Source organism: Allosphingosinicella sp., from assembly GCF_036403745.1.
Taxonomy (GTDB): Bacteria; Pseudomonadota; Alphaproteobacteria; order Sphingomonadales; family Sphingomonadaceae; genus Allosphingosinicella.
In genome coordinates, this window is record NZ_DASWQI010000005.1 from 1 (window position 1) to 18,506 (window position 18,506).

Genomic DNA, 18,506 nt, shown 5'->3' on the forward strand with positions numbered 1-18,506 from the left:
GATACTTTTCCGACTTCTTTCCAAGCCGGGGACGCTCTAGGTTCGAGCCGTGGTCGAAAGATAATCGGGAATTATCGAATGCGGCTGAGCGTGATTGTTCCGGTCTATAACGGGCTGTCCTTCCTGCCCGCCTTCTTCGACAGCCTCGCGGCGGCTGCGTTGCCTGAGACTCAGCTCATCCTGGTGGACGACGGCTCGTCCGAGCGAGTGAGCGAGGTGTTTCCTTCCGGCAGCCCGTATCGCGAGGTGGTCCGGATCCGAAATCCGATGAACCTGGGCTATTCGGCTGCCGTTAATCGCGGCTTCGAAGCCGCCGACGGCGACATTGTAATCCAGCTCAATACCGACCTGATTTTGCACAGCGACTGTCTTGAGAAGCTGGTGGCCTGGATCGATGGAACGCCGAACGTCGGTATCGTCGGCTCAAAGCTGATCTTTCCGACAACGGGCCGGGTCCAGCATATTGGAATGGCGTTCGGGGCGCTCAGCTGGTGCCATGTCTATTTCGACATGGCGGCTGACCATCCGTTATGCCGGCGCACCCGCAAGATGCAGATCGTGACCGGAGCGACGGTCGCCATGTCCCGACCCGTTCTCCAGGCCGTCGGCCCCCTCGATGAGCGCTACTACAATTGCAACGAGGACATCGACCACTGCCTTGAGGCGGTGAAGCTCGGCTACGACAATTATACCGTCGCCGATTCCGTCGCCTACCATTGGGTCAGTCAGTCCGGCCCGCCTCGCTTCTCCGGCATCGAAGAGGCGGACGCCCTGTTCTGGATAAAGTGGAGCGGCGCTCGGCAAGTCGACATCGGCGACTACATTGACGAGGCTCTCGACTACGTGCTGGATCAAAGGCCGGAGCTGGCGGGCTACCCGTTCGCCCCCCTCAACCTTTCGACCACCCGGGACGATGAGATATTCCTCGACCGGATCGATCGCCGCTGGTCCGGAGCGCTCGCCCGAACCGTCCATCGGCGTACTCATAGCCTGGGCAAGGGGCCGCTGCTCCTGCCGATGCTTCTCCCGCACCGGGCAGTCCTCGAACCGATACCCTATATCTACTTCGTCAACGGCTGCGCGGATCTCGCCAGCAACCGCCTTTGGTTCGAAAACCGCCTCCGGACCGTCGGCGAGGAGATCATCGCGGACTCGACCGGCGCCATTTTCACCGCCAGCGAGTTCTTGGCCGAACGCATTCCGGTATGATCCGTTGGATGCAACCCTCGCTCGGCGACGAGGAGCTCGATGCAGTTGCAGGCGTGTTCCGAGACGGCTGGCCGGGTGCGGGACCGCGGGTGCAGGCGTTCAGGCAGGAGTTCGCGGCTTATGTCGGAGTTCCCGAGGAGCAGCTGATCGCGATAACGAGCTGCACGGAGGGCCTCTTCCTGACTCTCGAGGCCCTGGACCTCGGCCCCAACGACGAGGTCGTGCTGCCCACGATCAGCTATGTCGGCGCGGCGCATGCTGTGCGGAGCGCGGGGGCCAGGATCCGGCTCGCGGATGTAGACCCGCTCACCCTCAATCCCACCCCCGAGCAGATCGAGCGCTGTCTGAACGCTCGCACCCGTGCCCTCATCCTACTCCATTACGGCGGCCGGCCGGGATGGGTCGAAGAGATTGCGGCCCTGGCGCGCCGACACGGCGTCCTGCTCATCGAAGACGCGGCTTGCGGCCTCGCCGCGACGACTCCTGCGGGGGCCTGTGGAACGCTGGGCGACGTCGGCATCTGGTCATTCGATTCCATGAAGCTGCTCGCCGCCGGCGACGGCGGGATGCTCCGGTGCGCTGACGAGATGCTGCGGGGGCGGATCGATCGAAGCAGTCGACTGGGCGGGATATTGTCCGGGCTTGACGCGGCGGCACATGCCCAAAGGTGGTGGCAGATGGATCCGCAGCAGCCGGGCAGACGTGCCTTCATGAACGATCTGACGGCGGCCATCGCACGGGTCCAGCTGAAGCGACTGCCTCTGTTGGTGGAGCGCCGCGCGGCTCTGATCGAATCCTATGCTGCCGGGTTTGCCGGTTTCGACGAGATCGCGACGGCTCCAGACCTCGTGGCGACGGACGCCCCATATTTTTTCTGGATCCAGACGCCGGCTCGCGACTCCGTGGCTTGGGCCCTGCGCGATCGGGGGGTCTACGCCACCTTTCGCTACTGGCCTCTCCACCGGATGCGCTTGTACGAGGACGGGGGCGACTATCCGGGGGCCGATCTAGCAACCCGGTTGACGCTTCTCCTGCCGCTTCACGCGGAACTCGGCGAGGCCGACGTCGAACTCATCTGCAACGTCGCGATTGAGGCGAGTAGGGGCGGCGCCGATCAATAAAGGACATAGTCCCGGCCCCCCACCCGCAACCATTCGTGGCTCGCGAAGCCGCCTCGATCTGGGCGCAGGACGCCCCCGGCGACGTCCACGAACAGGTGACGCAGAGCAGGGAATCTCTCCAGGATCGCGGCTCCCCGGGGGTCACCGGCGACGATGCAATAGCGCGCCGCCGCCGCCAGTGGCACCGCGACCAGCCGAAATCGCGGCGACTTGTCGGGATCGGGAATATCGTCGAGGCTCTGCTCGAGCAGGCCCATGGCGGCGGCCGCGCTCTCCAGTGGAGAGCGGCCGGCACAGTCGAGACTGTGGGCGAGGTTGATCTGGGATCGCCAGAGCGTCTCCAGCTGGCGACCCCGGCTCGCTCCGGTCACCGCTTCGGCAAACCAGCGCGTCGACTCGTCGCCGCGCAAGGTCGCCGCGAGGCCGAGCAGCAGGGCCGCCGCGGCGGCCGTCGAAAACCGTCCTAGCGCCGAGGCGAGGCGATGGACGGCGCTCAGACTCTCCCAGGCCTCGGCGAGAAGCTCGGCCGATCGGCCCGGGGCACGGTCCCGCTCTTCGTAGGCGAGAACGATTCGAACTAGGTCGGTATTTATCTTCAGGCGCATCAGGGTCGGCTGATCGGCCTCGTCGGCTCCCGGCATGGCCGCGCAGCGAAGCAGGATGTCCAGTGCGGCCCGAGCGTCGAACGCGCTCATTATGTTGCCATGGCAGCTGACGACGTCGACAGCGTGGGGCGTGGCCGGAACGATGGCCAGGGCAAGCGAGGTCGCGCGCCCCGACGCTTCGCGGGCCAGCTCTAGATCGCCGGCCAGCGCGGCCGCCACGGCATGGACCTGCAGAACCTCCATGACTAGGTCCCGAGCCGCTGCGCCCGCCTCGTCGGGACTCGCGCCGAGCCGCTCGAGGCGGCGCACAAGGCCGCCGCTGATCGCGGCCGCCTGGATGGGCTGACCGTCGTTGAATTTGATGCGGGCGGACATTGCCAAAAGGCGCATGCGCTGGAGCTCGAGAGGCGATGCCGAATCGCCCTGATCGATCGCAGGCAGGCCGCCCAGCCGTTCCAGAGCGCGATCGACGCGGCGCCCGGCGACGTCGCGCCTGCCCGCCGTGATGAGATAGGCGCACAGAGCAAGCTCGTCGTCGCAGACAGCAACCAGGCCGTCGGCGTCCAGCGCTTCGACCCTTCCGGGAGCCCACATGAATTCGTCGAGCAAAGTCGTGATCGCCCTGGCGGCAACTGCGGGCTTGGCCTGGTTCCGACCCACCTCAACCGCCCTTCGAAGCAGGGCCGCGGCCCGCTCGTCGGGGCCCCGGTGAGCCTGGAGACGAACCCGCGCCTCAAGGAATATCAGGTCCGGATCGTCGCCCGGATTGGTTTCGAACCAGTCAAGATAGGACGCGAGTATGGCGCGGCGATCCTGCTCCCCGAGCGGCAGCTCGTGCAGGGCGTGGAAATAATTTTCATGGCGGAATCCGACATCGCCTGAGTCGGTCTCGCCCTCGGGGAAACGAAACAGCTCGAGTGACAAGACCTCTGGCCGCGACAGCGCGGGCGCCAGTCGCCGCCACAGGCTGGTGAACAGGCGGGTAGGAAGTCTGTCTTCGAACATCGCTGCCGCGGCGACGAGGAGAGCCGCTTCGCGCGCGTGTGAAGCAAGATAGATCCATCGTGCTCGGATCGTCTCTATTACGTCGGTGGAAAACTCGATCTGCCCCACGACCGGTTGGGTCAGATAGGCTAGTCCGGTCACCGGACTGAGACCGATCAAGCCGCTTTGCTTGAGGAGCCTGAGGTGTTCAAGGATGTGGAAGGGATTGCCTCCGCTCGTGCGGCAGAGGGTTACGATCAGCTCTTCCTGCGCTTCGGTGAAAGACTCGGGAAGCTGCCGATCGGCGCTCCAGGGTTCCTCGAACAGCCGCCGGACGAATGCAGCACTTTCGGGATCGTCGAGGTGGGGACAGCGGATTCGGCGGCATTTCAAGCCGTCGAGAAACTCCTCGAAAGCGCGCGTCGACCAGCGCCGATCCATCGAGTGGCGCTGCTCGTGGGTGCGCCCCTCGAGCAGGAACAGGATGGGGATTCGCCTGCGCTGACTGTTGACTCCGTCTCCGAGGGCAGCGCGCTGCAACTGCCAGATCAGCCGCTCGACGAATTCGAGCGCTTCGCCGGTGCACCAGTGCAGGTTCTGCAGATGAATGATCAGCGGCTTCGACTGCGACCGCGCCACCGCCAGCAGGACGAAGCAGGAGAGAAGCAATTGGTCGTCGTCGATCGTGGCCTTGCCCGTGCTGCCGACTAGGGCGGTGATCAGCGGCCGCGCCCGCTCGGCCAACGGGGGCTGAAGCCGGGACAGATCGGCAAGAACGTCGGCTGCCGGATCTTCGCTCGACAAGGAGGGCCCAGCAAGGGCGATGAGCAGCTCCGCGAATATCCGATACGGCCGTTCGATCGAAACGACCTGCTCGGCGGTAATATATTCGGCGCCGCGGCGCCGTCCCTCCAGCCCTGCCTCCTGGCAGAGCCTGGTCTTGCCGCTGCCGCCGTTGCCGAGCACGGCGAGGACGGTCGGCTCGCCGGCCTCGGCGTGGCCGAGCGCCTCCGTTATCGCCTCCAGCTGCCGGCGATAAGGAGTTGCGTAGAAGCGCGGCCGTAGGTTCGGCATCACCTCCACGTCGGGCAGGGTTGCCCTTGTCGATATCGATCCCGGCCCCTGGACTTCGACGGATCCGAGCGGAATCACGCCGACAGAATACGTCAGAAACTCTAGCTCCAGCCGGTCCGCGAAGGGGTCGATAGGGTCCTTGCCGAGGCTGAGCGGGGCGCCCTCAGGAAAATCGCCGCCGACCGGAGCGACGAGCGTCGGCGCCGGGCCGCTCGGACCCGGTACCCAGCGAAGCCGGAGCGGAGCGCTCCCGGCGCCTTGATGGCGGATATCGACGACCAGCCGGAACGGAGCGCCTGCCTGCATCGAACGTGCTGCGGGCGCAACGTGGAGCGAGAATTTCGACCCGCCGCGCCGGCTGAAGTAGCGGACGACTCCGTCTGACTGCGGCTTGGAAAGCCCGGCGCGGAGGATCGGCGCGACGGCGTCGATCTGATCAGCGATCAACGCCTCGATCCCGCGGCGATCAAAGATATGGCAGTGCCTGCGCAGCTCCCCTTCCAGATCACGTTTCGCGCTGGTCACGCGCTCCTCGCTGAGCCGTGCCGATACCACCGCGATGAAGAAGGTCGGCCGGAGGCGCCGCCCCATGGCGATCAGGCTGCCGGCCAGCTCGTCGAGCAGCTTTCCGGCGCGATTGCGTTTCTTGCATTGCCCGCCGATGATGATCGAAGCGTCGATCCCGAGCGGAATCGACTTCAGGAAGTCGCTTCGTCCGACAAAATCGATTCCGCCGTCTTTGGATCTGGGCGATACGGACCAGCGGTAATCCGGCCGAAGCTTCGAGAAAACGATCGCGGTGACGACTTCGAAGATTTGATATTGCCGTTCCGCGTAGGCGCCACTCCGGGGCGGCACCTCCGTTTCAATGCCCGCGCTCACCAGCTCCTCGGCCGCCAGCTTGAGGTCGCGGGTCATCAGATCCCACACCTCAACCTCGCCAAATTCAGGCGCAAGAACCTGGTCGGTCAAGCTCTATAATTCCCGATTATCAATCGGGCGCGGTGCGCGGCCCGGCTGCTCTTTGTCCGGGTCAGGCCGAGCAGAGTCGGTCTGCGCGCAGCCCGAATGAACTCAGTCCGCAGCTCATCTAGATTCCGTCGGCGCTAAGCAGACACCCGCAGCCATGCTTTCGGCGAACTTACGCGCGACCGGCCGACTCCGAAGCGAGCGGCAAAACTAAGCTGAACGAGGTCGATTGCTCTCGGGGGTGCACACTAGACCGGGCAAGAGCGATGATCGCTGACATCGTCGGCCCGGATATGAACCGTCTTCATACAGAATGTGACCCGGGGCCCCGCGTGGATGCTGGTTCTGGGGGATAACTATTGCTCCTAATCGGGCCACGTTGTGCCCAGGGTCTTTTCTTCGAATGGCGACTCTGGCAACCTCTCCTTCTGGCGACTCATGGTGATTTCGCCCTGCGGATCATCAGCCATACGCCGTCCAGGGAGCTTCTAAGGGGGGAGGCCGTATTGAGACCCATATTTCTCGCCACTGTCGTTTTGCTCGCCTCGCCCGCCGCCGGCCAGGACAGCGGGTCCAGTCCAGCTCCCGATCCCGTCGCGCAAGAGACGGCGAAGCTGAACGCGCGAGCGGCGCGCGACACCGCCGCTGCCGCCGCCACGACAGCAGCGACCGCCCGGCTCAAAGCCCAAACCGATGCTCTGGGACTGCCGCAGGCGGAGGGGAAAACCAGCCTCGGAGCCAATGCCGGTCTGATCGAAGCGTGGATGCTGTCGACTTCGACACTTGACGCTGCCGGACAGTTCATCGCCACGGATATCCGCGCCGCAGATACGAGGAGCAGTGGCTCCCCGGGGATGGACGGCCCTACCCCGTCAAACGATCCGAATGCACCGCCGCCTCCGCCGACTCTGCCGGGGCGGGCGACCGTTGGGGCACCGCGTGCGGCGAGCCACTCAATCCTGCTGGTACCCGTCGACGAACCTCTAGCTCTGGACCTCTCAGAGAACGTCGCCGGCCAGATCGCCGACGTACGACGGCTCCTCACCCAGGGAACGCCACAATATTGTACCACGAACAGCGTTGCTCCGACCGACAAGACCGGTGGCGGGATCCCGCTCGCCGTGATCGGAGCCGGACTCAATCTCCTCAAGACGGACACGGAAATCAGCGGGGTCGAGGTGCCGCTCGTGCACCGAATGCTCGTCGCTGCGACCGGACGGCGACTGCTGGACGCAGGTTACGACGTCATCATCCCTTCGGCAGCAGTGGCAACGCCCCAGCGAAGCGTCCTCGCCCAATCGTGGTCCGATCTCAAGGCAGCCCGCGCGTTGGCCCAGGAATGCCGCGAACGCTTTGCGAAGGAGAAGAAGAGCTCATGGCTTACCAAGAAACTCGCCGCCTTTGATGCCGCACTCGCCTCCATCGACGGACTTGAAGCGAAGTTGCTGAAGCGCGACGACAACGGCCAGACGCCGCTCGCCCAAGCGATTCGCGTCGAGGCTCTCATGCAGGGAGAGCCACGCGTGCTGCGGGTCGCAGTCGAAAAGGGCGGGGGGAGCATACTCAAGCGCTCAAACGTCTGGACCGCCCTTGGAGCGCCGGCCGTCGGAATCACGGGAGCCCTGGTGGTCAGCTACAGTCTCACCGAGCCGCGCTCGGGGCAACTCCTCAGGAGCGGCTACCTCGTCTGCCGCACAGCGCTAACCAACCTTCGAGACGTCCAGAACGCGACCGTGCGCAGATCGCAAAAAACCAGAGCTCAGACATGTACGCCGTCTGTGCTCGAGTGAGCAACTTGCCTCCCCTCCTGAACGGGAGCTTGGATCATGAGTGACGATTTCGCCGACTCTGATTTATCCCCTGGTCCGTCGTCGGCGTCTGCAGCCGCTCCAGCGGCCGGAGGAGCCGGAGCTCAGGCGCAGGGGGATGCCTTTGCGATCGAAATGGTGGGCCAAGAGCAGACGAATTGGTGCTGGGCAGCCGTGACGCAGGCGATCGAGATTCATCTGCGCCAAGCAAGATACAGCCAAGAGGAGATTGCCACCCATCACATCTCCCAGAACCGCCCTGGCGCCAGTTGCGCGCCGCCCGAAGCAAGCCGGACTGGGGGCGGACGCTGCGCGGCGGCGTTCCGGTGCGCCGCCGAATGCAACGGCGACCACGACGTGACGTGCGTACTCGGGGAAAGGGGAATCGCGACCACTGTGCTGGCGGAGGATGCGCCGGTCCCCTTCGAGGCCCTCCCCGCTCAGATCGCCGCACGTCGTCCGATCATCTGCCGAATGGCGTTCGGGAATGACGGCCACTACCTGTGCATAACGGGATGGTGGGTGGCGCCGAACGGGACGCGGCAGGTGCTCGTTTGCGACCCTTGGTCCCAACCGCCACGACTACCCGTCCAGAGCCGGTACATGCCCTACGACGAGTTCATTGCCGACTATCCCGCGAACGGCCTCCTAGGCCGGAATACCGATGCCTGGGCCGCCAGCGCCAGCTGACGCCTCGTGGGCCGCCGCCGCTCAACTCCGGCGAGTCTCGTCCTCGAAGATATGGTCCGGTTATCGTTTCCGACCACTGCGTGCGGGCTTGGCGATCATAGAAACGCCCCCGATAAGCTAGCACGAGCGGTCGACGGCGCTCCGCCCGCTCGAGACGTAGCGCTTCCCAGGTGGGCACGGGGTATGGAACGGCCGAGGTCCCTCTGCCGTAGGCCCAAAATCACGCTCCGAATGGGGCTCGCGGCAACAATATGTACGCAAATATTGACATATTTGTGAAAGTTGCCGTAGAAGCACCGGAAGGTGGACAGGAGAACTCAGCTCATCCCAATCCGTACAGCCTTGGTGACATTTAAGCGGCAACGCGTCGGCACGTTGTTAGAAACCGACAGCGGTGGGACTGTCTTCATCTATGACGAAGGCGCCACTCAGGACATTGGCTGCGCACTTCCCGCGGCCGAGCGCGAGCATAGATGGGCGCAGGGGCTACACCCCTTCTTCGAGCATCTCGCCCCCGAAGGGTGGCTTCGGAGTCGGCAAGCACGCGCAGGTCATTTTGCAGACGAGGACGATCTGGGGCTTCTGATCCGCTACGGAGCCGACTGCATCGGGGCCGTAGGAGTGCTTCCCAGTGAGCCGGCATCGGCCGGTCCAGCGGAAGCAAACGAGGCGGCTCCGCCGGAAGAAGCAGCCGTGCAGGCCCGCAGGACGGTTTCGGGCGTACAAAAGAAGCTGCTCGCCTATCGCCAGGAAGCCGCTTTCCTCCCCTCGATCGGATTCGAGGAGCCCGCGACGCACATCGCTAAGTTCAACGATCGCGACGAGCCTACCCTCGTGCAGAACGAGGATCTGACTCTCAAGATTGCGCGCGAGGTGCTGGGGGCCTCCGAAGTGACCGGTGCCGCTATCGGTACCCTGCACGGGGTCGAAGGAATCGCCCTGCTCGTCGAGCGCTTCGACAGGGACGGCGACCGGCTGCTCCGCCTCGAGGACTTCGCGCAGGTGCTGAGCAAACCGCGCGGGCGTGATTTTCGAGGTAAGTACGAGTCGAGCTACGAGGAGGCCGCGGAAGCGGTCCGGCGATATTCGGCAAGGGCGCAGATCGATCTCGTACGATTCTATCGGCTCGTCCTGTTCAACCTCGTCGTCGGCAACGCGGATGCGCACCTGAAAAACTTCTCGTTGCTCGAGCGAGGAGAGGGGCTGCGCCTAAGCCCTGCGTACGACCTGCTCAACACGGAAGTGTATGGTCGATATGACGCGCTCACGGCGCTTGCGATCGACGGACGCGTGCGGGCGCTCGAGGAGGTGTCGGCGTCCCTTCTTCGCAAGCTTGGGGACGACATCGGCCTCAAGGAGAGCGGCGTGGAGCTCGCCTTCGCCGATCTGCGGCGGGGGTTCGCGCGGTCACCCACGCTCTCGGCATGCGAAGCCGCCGCGCCCGGCGATTTCCGGAGCCGCTATGCTGAAGTAGTACGGCGCCACGAGCAAAGGATCCTGCGATGAACCAGTCGGCCCTCAACTGGCGCGGACTCGTCGAGGAAGCGGTGCGGCGGCGCAAAGCGGAGAACCTCACCCAAGCGGGGCTCGCATCGATCGCCGGCGTCAGCCGGGCGACGGTCCTGCTGTTCGAGCGCGGCGAGACCAATCTCCAGCTGGGCAAGGTATTCGACATCCTCGGCGCGCTGGGACTCCTGGAAGGCGTCGGCCCGATCGACGGTCAGGACAGCTTCGTCCAGGCGGCGCAGCATCGCTGGCAGGACCTCGTCTCGGCGCTTCCGGAGGGTGATCCGGCCCGTCTGCCACTCGGTCATGTCAGCTACGACTATGTGATCGAGGATGTCGAGGCCGGTCCGGCGGGAGATCTCCTCGAACAGCTACGTTCGGTCGAAGGCCATACCGGCTGGCCACCCTTCTGGGTGCCCGAAAAGGAAGGACTACGGCCCTACACGCGCGGCGGCCTGGTGGAATGCTGGCTCGGCGCACGGCGGGACCGGGTCTTCGCGGACGCCGCGCACAGTGACTTCTGGCGCGTGTCGAATGAGGGCCGGGCCTTTCTGCGTCGCGGTTATCAGGAGGACGGCCCCGACAATCTCCAGCCAGGGGCGGTCTTTGATATCACGCTTCCGATCTGGCGTGCTGCGGAGGTCATCCTTCACGCGGCGGCGCTCGCGCACCGCCTTGCAGCGCCCGACAGCACAGCCCTCCACATACGGGCGGGCTTCACCGGCCTAGAAGGACGTGAACTCGCTTCCTGGGCGAAACCGTTGCTGCGCGGAGTGGTCGAGCCGGGCAGGCGCGCCCGCGCCACGGCCGCGACGGTGGGGGTAAGCCTGACAGTGCGGGAGGCGCTCGAAGCGCTGGAGGGGCCGCTGACGCGCTTCCTCGTCCCGCTCTACGAGCGGTTCGATGGTTACCGACTAACCGAATCGCTAGTGGCTCAGGAGCTTGCGGAGTTGCTCGCCGCCCGCCGGCGCTAGGAGAGCCTCGCCAGGCCGCCCGGCACGGTGCGCGTCTATCAAACGCCGTCATCGCTACGACTACGTCGCGGCCCCTGATCGCCGCACGCCGCCCGATATGCGACACTCCCAATCTGCCCCGCAGCCAGCGGCGTGTTGCGGAGATTAGGCCGTTCATTCTCCGCACAAAGTGCGGAGAATCAGGCTTCCGTTTGCGGAGAATGTGGCCTACAATCTCCGCAGAGAGTGCGGAGAATATGGCCTACATCTATGAACGAAAAGCTTGGCCAAAATTCACGTGGCGCGACGATCAGCTTGCTGCGTTGCTCGCCGATGTGCGCCACAAACAGGGGCGATTGCTCGGCCGAATGGAGGGGCTGGGGTTCCGCCTGCGCACCGAAGCGCTGCTGCAAACGCTCACCGAAGACGTCCTAAAGACCTCGGAGATCGAGGGCGAAAAGCTGGATGAGGATCAGGTTCGCTCCTCGATCGCGCGCCGCCTCGACATCGCGGGCCTAGTTCCCGCCGACCGGTACGTGGAAGGCGTGGTCGAGATGATGCTCGACGCGACGCAGAACTATGAGAAGGAGCTCACCGACGAACGCCTATTCGCATGGCATGCGGCGCTGTTTCCGACCGGGCGCAGCGGCATGTCCCGTATCATGGTCGGCGCGTGGCGCGACGATTCGAGCGGTCCAATGCAGGTAGTTTCGGGGGCCATCGGCAAGGAGAAGGTCCACTACGAGGCGCCCGCGGCGAATAAGCTCAAGCGGGAAATGGAGCGCTTTCTCGATTGGTTTGCGGGTGAAGGAGGTATCGATCCGGTGCTCAAAGCCGGCATTGCCCATTTGTGGTTCGTCACAATCCACCCGTTCGAGGACGGGAACGGCCGCATGGCGCGCGCGGTTGCCGACATGTCGCTTGCGCGCTCAGAAGATAGCACGCAGCGCTTTTACAGCATGTCCGCACAGATCCGGGCCGAGCGAAACGCATACTATGATATGCTCGAGACCACGCAAAAGGGCGACCTCGACATCACTCCTTGGTTGAAATGGTTTCTCGAATGCCTGCGCCGCGCCATCGAGGGGGCCGATGGCATGCTCAACGCTGTCCTGGCAAAGGCGCAATTTTGGAACAAGCTGGCCGCGGTGCAAATCAATGATCGCCAGCGAAGGGTGCTGAACCGCCTCCTCAACGGCTTCGAGGGTAAGCTGACGAGTTCGAAGTACGCGAAGCTGGCGGAAACCTCGCAAGACACCGCTGCGCGCGACATTGCTGATCTGATCGATAAGGGCGCGCTGCAAAAGGATGTGGGCGGCGGGCGCAGCACCAGCTATTCGCTGGTCGTCGACGCGAGGTAGGGCCTTCTCCGGCCATGTCAGAACCTCAACGATCTTTGACGACTGCCCCACCGTGAGACCAAGCTTCGTCTCCTCGCTAGGAGAGCGAAGGAGTTATGGTCATTGATCTCGGAGTCGCTTCGGAAGCGATCGCGAACCGGGGATGAAGGCCCTGCCGCTCGTTACCACTCCGGCGGCCGTCGCGGTTTCCCCCACGCACTCGCGGCGGTCGTCACTCCCCCTCCTTGTCGACACGGCTCTGCAATCGTGTCACCAGAGCGCAGAAGCTTTCTGCTCCCACCCGGTCCGCCCCGAAGGGTATTATAGCCACGCAGACGCGGCCGTTCCGCTCGATTTGATAGTGGATCTCCGCCCACGCCTGCTCGTCTTGTCGAGTGACCGACTGGGAGCGACTGCCTGTCGTGAAGCCGCCCATCCACCCTTGGCCGGAGAGTCCGATGATCGTGCTTCCGCCGTGCCGCGTCTCGGTGACGAGCGTCACGTCGCGCTCCACCTTGGCGTCAACAATGTGCTCGGGGTCCAGCCGCAATAAGTGAAACGCAGAGGATCGCCCGGCCAAAAGGAGCTGGCCTCGAGCCGTCACGCCCGCCGCTCCGGGAGATCCGAGCGTCCAGGACCAAACGAGCCCGGCTCTCGCACCCGCACCAGTGACCGCGCGCCGAAGGATCTTTTCAGCACGGCGATACCGGAGCCATCGACACGGCGACAGGAACAGCCTCCTCACGACTGCGATCACTAGCGAACTGAGGAGAAAGGCAGCTAGCGAACCCACAAGCACGCGCCCCGTCACCTTGCCACTGGATCTGTGCAACAACGCGGCCGCCGCGGCTGCGACCATTCCCCATCGAAGAATTCTAGGAAGGTACGATTCGAGCCGCTCCTGTGCCGTGACGGCCGCGGTAATCGCGGCAGCCTCGTCGAGTTCGATCACAGGAGAGATTGTATCGGGAACTGATGGCATGAGGGCGCCCCGCTCGAAAGGGCGACATGTGCTGTCGCCCGGTTCGGAAAAGACGGGGCCTGCAAAGCCAGCAAGGCTTGGCTGAGGCGGTCGACGAACAGCATCGCGGCGGCGGAGGACGGCACGTGAAAGGAAGGCTCGCGCGCAGGCGCTGCTGTTGGACGAAGCTCGAAAGCCCCGGCACGCCTCCCTCACGGCGACACAAGCATTGAAACCACGAGCAGCCGCCGAAGGCAAGGTCGTTGCGAAGGCCACTTCCCTTGAAACGTTGCGGCGGGTCGTTATCAAGGCGCCGGTCGGGTGCCGTGAATATAGGCCGGCTTTCTAGCCGGGGGCTCCGCGTGCGGAGCGGCGCGAGCCGGCTGGAATAAGCGGGTCCCGCTAAGCAGCAGGGATTCCACCGCCCGACCCCCCTTTCCTCTTGCCTTGCACGGAGCGACTCGTCAGCATTGGTCCTGCCGCCATGCATTGGCGGCGGGGCGTGGAAACCTCTGCTGCGACGAATAGCGACTTCGCCGGTCATCGCCGGCGATGCGCCTAGCCGCCCATCTGTTTCCGGCAGCGACGCTGCCACAGCGCCCCCGCGAGTGGGAGAGGTGCGCGCATGCCCGAGACGGTCGGACCACCAAAGCAATCGCAAGTGCGTCTGTGCCCGGAGCAGGCTGCATCTGTCGACGAACTTTACCGGCGATATTCGAGCTGGTTGGGGTTCGCGCTCCAGCGCAAGCTGCGCTTCAGCGGCTCCGACGTCGAAGACCTCGTCCAGGACACGTATATCAGGGTGGCTCGGTACTCCTCGGCCGACGTGGCTCGATACCCAAAGGCGCTTCTCCTGCGGATCGGACTGAACCTCGCCCGGGACCGGTTCCGGAAGGACGCGCGCTTGGTAGTCGGTCTAGATGACAGGGATCACGCCGTTCAGCCGGCGTGCGCGGCGGACCAAGAGGAGCTCCTGGAGCTAAAGCGAATTGTAATGTCGCTTCCGGAGCCGCTTAGAGATGTCTTTCTGCTGAGCCGTTTTACGCGATTGACCTATGCCGAAATCGCGGTTCATCTTGGCATATCGGTAAAGACGGTGGAGTGGCGTATGACGAAAGCGTTGGCGATCTGCGCTGCTCGACTGCGGGACTAAAGAGATCCCATCCATGGACGACGAGTATGAGAGAGCTGCTCAAGAAGCAGCGGACTGGCTGCAGAGGCTTAACTCGCGCTCCGTGACGGCGGAGGAGGTGACGCGATTCCACGAGTGGCGTCGCCATCCTGGCAATGCAGCAGCATATTCGGACGTCGAGAGCGTATGGAACACCTCTGAGAGCCTGCGCGACGACCCTGATATCGACGAAGCGCTCCAAGGCGCGCTCAAGCGTCCGCGCGGTCCCGTCGAGAGGCGCAGATGGTATGGAAGGCGTCAGGCGCTCATGGTCGCGGTTGGGGGCTTGTTCGCCTTCGGAGCCGTCTACCTTTATCCACACAGCAGCGCGTACGAGACCAAAGCCGGAGAGCAACGAGCCGTTTCGCTCGCCGATGGCTCCGATCTTCGCCTGAACACGAGCAGTCGCGTCGCCGTTACAATCTCCAAATGGTCCAGGCGCGTCGAACTTCAGCGCGGCGAGGCGCTGTTTACCGTCACGCATGATGCCAGTCGGCCCTTCATCGTCTCTGCCGCTGACGTCGAGGTGACCGCGCTGGGCACGAAGTTCGACGTGCGCCGCACGGAAGCCGGAGTTCGCGTCGTCCTGCTCGAAGGGAGCGTGCTCGTTCGCAGTTCGAGTCACACGGTGCGGCTTGAGCCCGGTCAGGCGGTGACCGTGACGGAGGACGGCAGCGGAACCGTCAGGAAATTGGATCCTGGTGATGCCGTTGCCTGGGTGAGCGGCCGCCTCGTCTTCAGGCAGACGCCGGTGTCGGAAGCCCTCACCGAGGTCAATCGCTACACGCTCCATCCGATCGAGCTCGACGCGCCAGGTATTGGCGGTGAAGTCGTTAGCGGGACCTTCGCGACCGGAGACGCCGAAGGTTTTGCGTCTGCGCTCACGGAGCTCTTCAACTTGCATCGCGAGAAACAGAATGATGGTCGCATCGTTCTGAAGGCCCTTAAGCGAGATGCGCTTCAGGGTGCCACCATGCCCTGAACGTTAGGAGGTGGGAGGGGGGCCCACCGCTCGGAAAGCCGCGGGCCGCCCTCGACCGTCAACCGTGGCAGGGGGCCTAAATGCTATCGCCGTCAGATCGAACCTTCAGTGTCCGCGTCGCTCTGCTCATTGCGGCGGCTGCGCTGCCATGCGGGGCCATCGCCGGTGCCGCGCCTACGCAGCAATACTCGATAAGCGTTGCGGACGGTCCGTTGTCGGCGGCGCTCGAAGCGTATGGCCGTATCACAGGGCGCCAGCTCCTCTACCGGAGTGAAACCGTCCAAGGGCGCGTCGTGCGCGGCCTGCAGGGACGTTTCACGGCCGACGACGCACTCCGCCGGATTTTAGCAGGTACCGGAATCCAGGTCCGGCGAAGCGGCGCCAACACATTCATTCTTTCGGGTGGTCGAACGGTCGCACCGGCTGCGCAGAAGAAACAGCCGAAAGGGTCCGCCCGCGCGAGCGCCACACCGAGCCGAGCATCGACCCCTGCTAAAAGCTCACCTGACGAGGAGACCATCGTTGTCGTGGGCTCTAACCTGCGCCGGCCCGGCGGAACGTCAACAGAGGTCATCACCCTAACCCGGGCTGAAATCGAGCGAGCAGGCGCCGGCTCGCTTGCGGAGGCGATTGCCGGCCTTCCCCAGAATTTCGGCGGCACGGCGACGGAGGACACGAGCCTCACCAGTGCCGACACTCGCTCCCTGAACAACAGTCTGGCCTCGGGGGTGAACCTGAGGGGCCTTGGAAGCGACGCGACGCTCACGCTGGTAAATGGACGCCGGGTCGCGGGCTCCGGCGGCAAGGGAGACTTCACTGACCTCTCCTTGATACCGCTGCTGCTGGTTGAAAGGGTCGAAGTTCTTCCGGACGGTGCCTCAGCGATATACGGTTCGGATGCGGTCGGAGGCGTCATCAATGTCGTCCTGCGAAAGAGCTTCACCGGCGCCGAGACGAGAGTTCGCGTCGGTGCGAGCACACAAGGCGGCGGCGAGGACGTGCAGGCCGGCCAGCTGTTCGGCCTTTCTTGGCGATCGGGCCATCTGATCGCCGCGTATGATTACGAGCGGCGCGAGAAGCTCGGGGCGTGGCAGCGACGCTTCACCCAGTCCGCCGATCTTCGGCCCTTCGGGGGCAGCGACTGGCGGCTCTTTTTCTCGAATCCGGCAACAATTCTCGACGTCGACCCGAAGACGCGCGCGCTCGTGCCAATGTATGGGGTTCCCGTCGGGCAGAACGGCTCCAACCTCAAGGCTCAGGACTTCCTCCCAGGCGGAAATTTCCAGAACCAGCTTGAAGGATCCGACATTCTCCCGACCCAGGAGCATCATGTCGGCTATGCCGCAGCAGAGCAGGAATTGGCTCCAAAGGTCCGCTTGTTCGCTGAAGGGCGCTTCGCACAGCGCAAGTACGAGTTCGACGGACCAGGCGCTGTAGGTGCGTTCCAGATCACCCCGATCAATCCGTTTTTCGTGAGTCCGACCGGCGCGAGCTCCACCATCGTCGCTTACTCCTTTTACGACGAGCTAGGGCCCAGCCATAATGTCGGCCGGGTGCAGGCATGGAGCGGGACCGCGGGCGCTCAGGTCGATGGACCGGCTGGCTGGCTTGCGGAGCTGTACGTCAATGCGGCTCGGGAGCGGACGAGCACCCGCTCGGAGAACCTGCTCAATTCGAGCTACGTAAACGAGGCGCTCGGCTCCAGCCCCGACCTTCCGCAAACGTCATTCTCCACCGCGCATGATGGCTTCCTCAATCTCTTCGGCTCCGGCCGGGTGAACAGTCCGGCGATTTTGGACTTCATCTCTCAAGGGTTCACTGCAGAGCGCTTCCGCAGCCAGATACGTGCCGCAAACGTCAAGGCAGACGGCCCGCTCTTTGCACTCCCTGGCGGCAAGGCCCGTGCGGCCATTGGGGCAAGCATTCGAGACGAGGACTTCCTGCGCGAAGGCGAGTCCTTCCTCTCCGGCGTCACACCCGTGAGCTTGAGCCGCACCGATGCGTCGCGGACGGTGAAAGCGGTGTTCGCCGAGGTCCTGCTCCCTCTCGTCGGCGACGGCGCCGGCTCTCCTGGGCTGCGCCGCGTCGAGGTGACCGGCGCCGTCCGACACGAAAGCTACAGCGACTTCGGCAGCACGACCAATCCTAAGGTCAGCCTGCTCTGGGAGCCGTTCAGCGGCGTGTCGCTGATCGGCAGCTATGGAACCTCGTTCCGCGCACCTGCACTCCGCGAACTGCGGGATCGTCTGGGCGTCTCGGCAACGCAGCTTCCGAACGGAAAAGGCGGCCAGACGCCGGTCATCTTCCTCTCGGGAGGCAATCCCGACCTCCAGCCAGAGCGCGCGAAATCGGTCAACGCCTCCCTACGGTGGGTGCCGCCATCCGTGCCGCGCCTGACCCTTCAAGCGACATACTTCGCCACCAGATTTCGGGGGCGGATCGAGCAGCCGGCGCTCGAGAATTCAAGCTTGGTTCTCGGCAGCCCCGCCTACGCTCCATTCGTGCAGTTCGTGAACCCCGCCACCAGTCCGGCGGACAGAGCGCTGGTACTCGACCTCATGTCGCGGCCTGGTTCTAACGTGCCGAGCTTTTTCCCGCCGGAGCTCTTCCAGGCCATCGTCGACGGCCGATACGTGAATTCGGGGGAATTGTTCGTAAGAGGGTTCGACCTGCTTGCGAGCCACTCATTCCCGCTCGGCGGCGGCACGGCCAACGGGTCGCTGAACGCAACCTATCTCATCGATTACAAGCGGCGGCTAACGCCCATTGCGGCGGCAGTTGATCAGGTGGCGACGATCGGCAATCCGACGGACCTGCGCGCGCGCGGGAGCTTTGGCTGGACCAAAGGCGCGTTCGGCTACTACGCTGGCGTGAACTACGTTCACGGTTACATCGACAACATCAGCGTACCGGCTCGTCCGGTCGGCTCGTGGACAACCGCGGATCTCCAGCTCCGGTATGACGGCCGTTCGGGACCGTGGAAAAACATCTCCGTCGCGCTGTCGATCCAGAACCTGTTCGACACCGACCCGCCTTTCGCCAATCGCCGAAGCGGGCATGGCTACGACGCGACCAACGCGGATCCGCTCGGTCGATACATCTCGCTTCAGGTGACCACCCGCTGGTGAATCGC

General features: G+C 64.3%; 12 protein-coding genes. 10 read left to right on the forward strand and 2 right to left on the reverse strand.

Going from position 1 to position 18,506, the window contains the following annotated elements; genetic code table 11:
- Positions 1–78: 78 nt before the first annotated feature.
- Entirely contained in the window at positions 79–1,209 is a 1,131-nt protein-coding gene (locus tag VGC56_RS00465) for a glycosyltransferase family 2 protein (protein WP_464122534.1), read from the forward strand.
- A gap of 8 nt (positions 1,210–1,217) precedes the next feature.
- Positions 1,218–2,330, forward strand: a complete 1,113-nt coding sequence (locus VGC56_RS00470) for a DegT/DnrJ/EryC1/StrS family aminotransferase (RefSeq protein WP_464122537.1) — start codon at positions 1,218–1,220, stop codon at positions 2,328–2,330.
- Here VGC56_RS00470 and VGC56_RS00475 read toward each other — a convergent pair.
- Positions 2,324–5,965, reverse strand: a complete 3,642-nt coding sequence (locus tag VGC56_RS00475; RefSeq protein ID WP_464122539.1) for an AAA family ATPase — start codon at positions 5,963–5,965, stop codon at positions 2,324–2,326. The genes VGC56_RS00470 and VGC56_RS00475 overlap by 7 nt on opposite strands.
- Positions 5,966–6,468: 503 nt before the next feature.
- Between VGC56_RS00475 and VGC56_RS00480 the strand changes: the two genes are divergently transcribed.
- The 5 genes from VGC56_RS00480 to VGC56_RS00500 all read left to right on the forward strand — a co-directional run bounded on the left by VGC56_RS00480 (position 6,469) and on the right by VGC56_RS00500 (position 12,280).
- On the forward strand, positions 6,469–7,752 hold the full coding sequence (locus tag VGC56_RS00480) for a hypothetical protein (RefSeq protein WP_464122541.1): 1,284 nt from the start codon (positions 6,469–6,471) through the stop codon (positions 7,750–7,752).
- 36 nt (positions 7,753–7,788) lie between these two features.
- Positions 7,789–8,460, forward strand: a complete 672-nt coding sequence (locus VGC56_RS00485) for a papain-like cysteine protease family protein (RefSeq protein WP_464122543.1) — start codon at positions 7,789–7,791, stop codon at positions 8,458–8,460.
- A 345-nt stretch (positions 8,461–8,805) separates the two neighbouring features.
- Positions 8,806–9,966 (forward strand): type II toxin-antitoxin system HipA family toxin, encoded by a 1,161-nt coding sequence (locus VGC56_RS00490; protein ID WP_464122620.1) that lies wholly within the window; start codon positions 8,806–8,808, stop codon positions 9,964–9,966.
- On the forward strand, positions 9,963–10,940 hold the full coding sequence (locus VGC56_RS00495; protein ID WP_464122547.1) for a helix-turn-helix domain-containing protein: 978 nt from the start codon (positions 9,963–9,965) through the stop codon (positions 10,938–10,940). The genes VGC56_RS00490 and VGC56_RS00495 overlap by 4 nt, the downstream gene beginning before the upstream one ends.
- Before the next feature lie 236 nt (positions 10,941–11,176).
- Complete coding sequence (locus VGC56_RS00500) at positions 11,177–12,280, forward strand: Fic family protein (protein ID WP_464122550.1); 1,104 nt, start codon at positions 11,177–11,179, stop codon at positions 12,278–12,280.
- A gap of 211 nt (positions 12,281–12,491) precedes the next feature.
- Here the strand turns inward: VGC56_RS00500 and VGC56_RS00505 are convergent, their stop codons facing one another.
- Positions 12,492–13,211, reverse strand: coding sequence for a hypothetical protein (locus tag VGC56_RS00505; RefSeq protein ID WP_464122553.1), 720 nt, complete (start codon positions 13,209–13,211; stop codon positions 12,492–12,494).
- Between the two features lie 634 nt (positions 13,212–13,845).
- On the opposite strand from VGC56_RS00505, the gene VGC56_RS00510 reads away from it, so the two are divergent.
- From VGC56_RS00510 to VGC56_RS00520, 3 genes are all read left to right on the forward strand, one after another.
- Positions 13,846–14,373 (forward strand): RNA polymerase sigma factor, encoded by a 528-nt coding sequence (locus VGC56_RS00510; RefSeq protein ID WP_464122555.1) that lies wholly within the window; start codon positions 13,846–13,848, stop codon positions 14,371–14,373.
- Positions 14,374–14,386: 13 nt separating this feature from the next.
- The gene (locus tag VGC56_RS00515; RefSeq protein ID WP_464122558.1) at positions 14,387–15,373 is read left to right on the forward strand and encodes a FecR family protein; all 987 of its coding nucleotides are present in this window, start codon (positions 14,387–14,389) and stop codon (positions 15,371–15,373) included.
- Between the two features lie 212 nt (positions 15,374–15,585).
- A complete protein-coding gene (locus VGC56_RS00520; RefSeq protein ID WP_464122560.1) occupies positions 15,586–18,501 on the forward strand; it encodes a TonB-dependent receptor in 2,916 nt (971 codons plus the stop codon).
- The last annotated feature ends 5 nt before the right edge of the window (positions 18,502–18,506 follow it).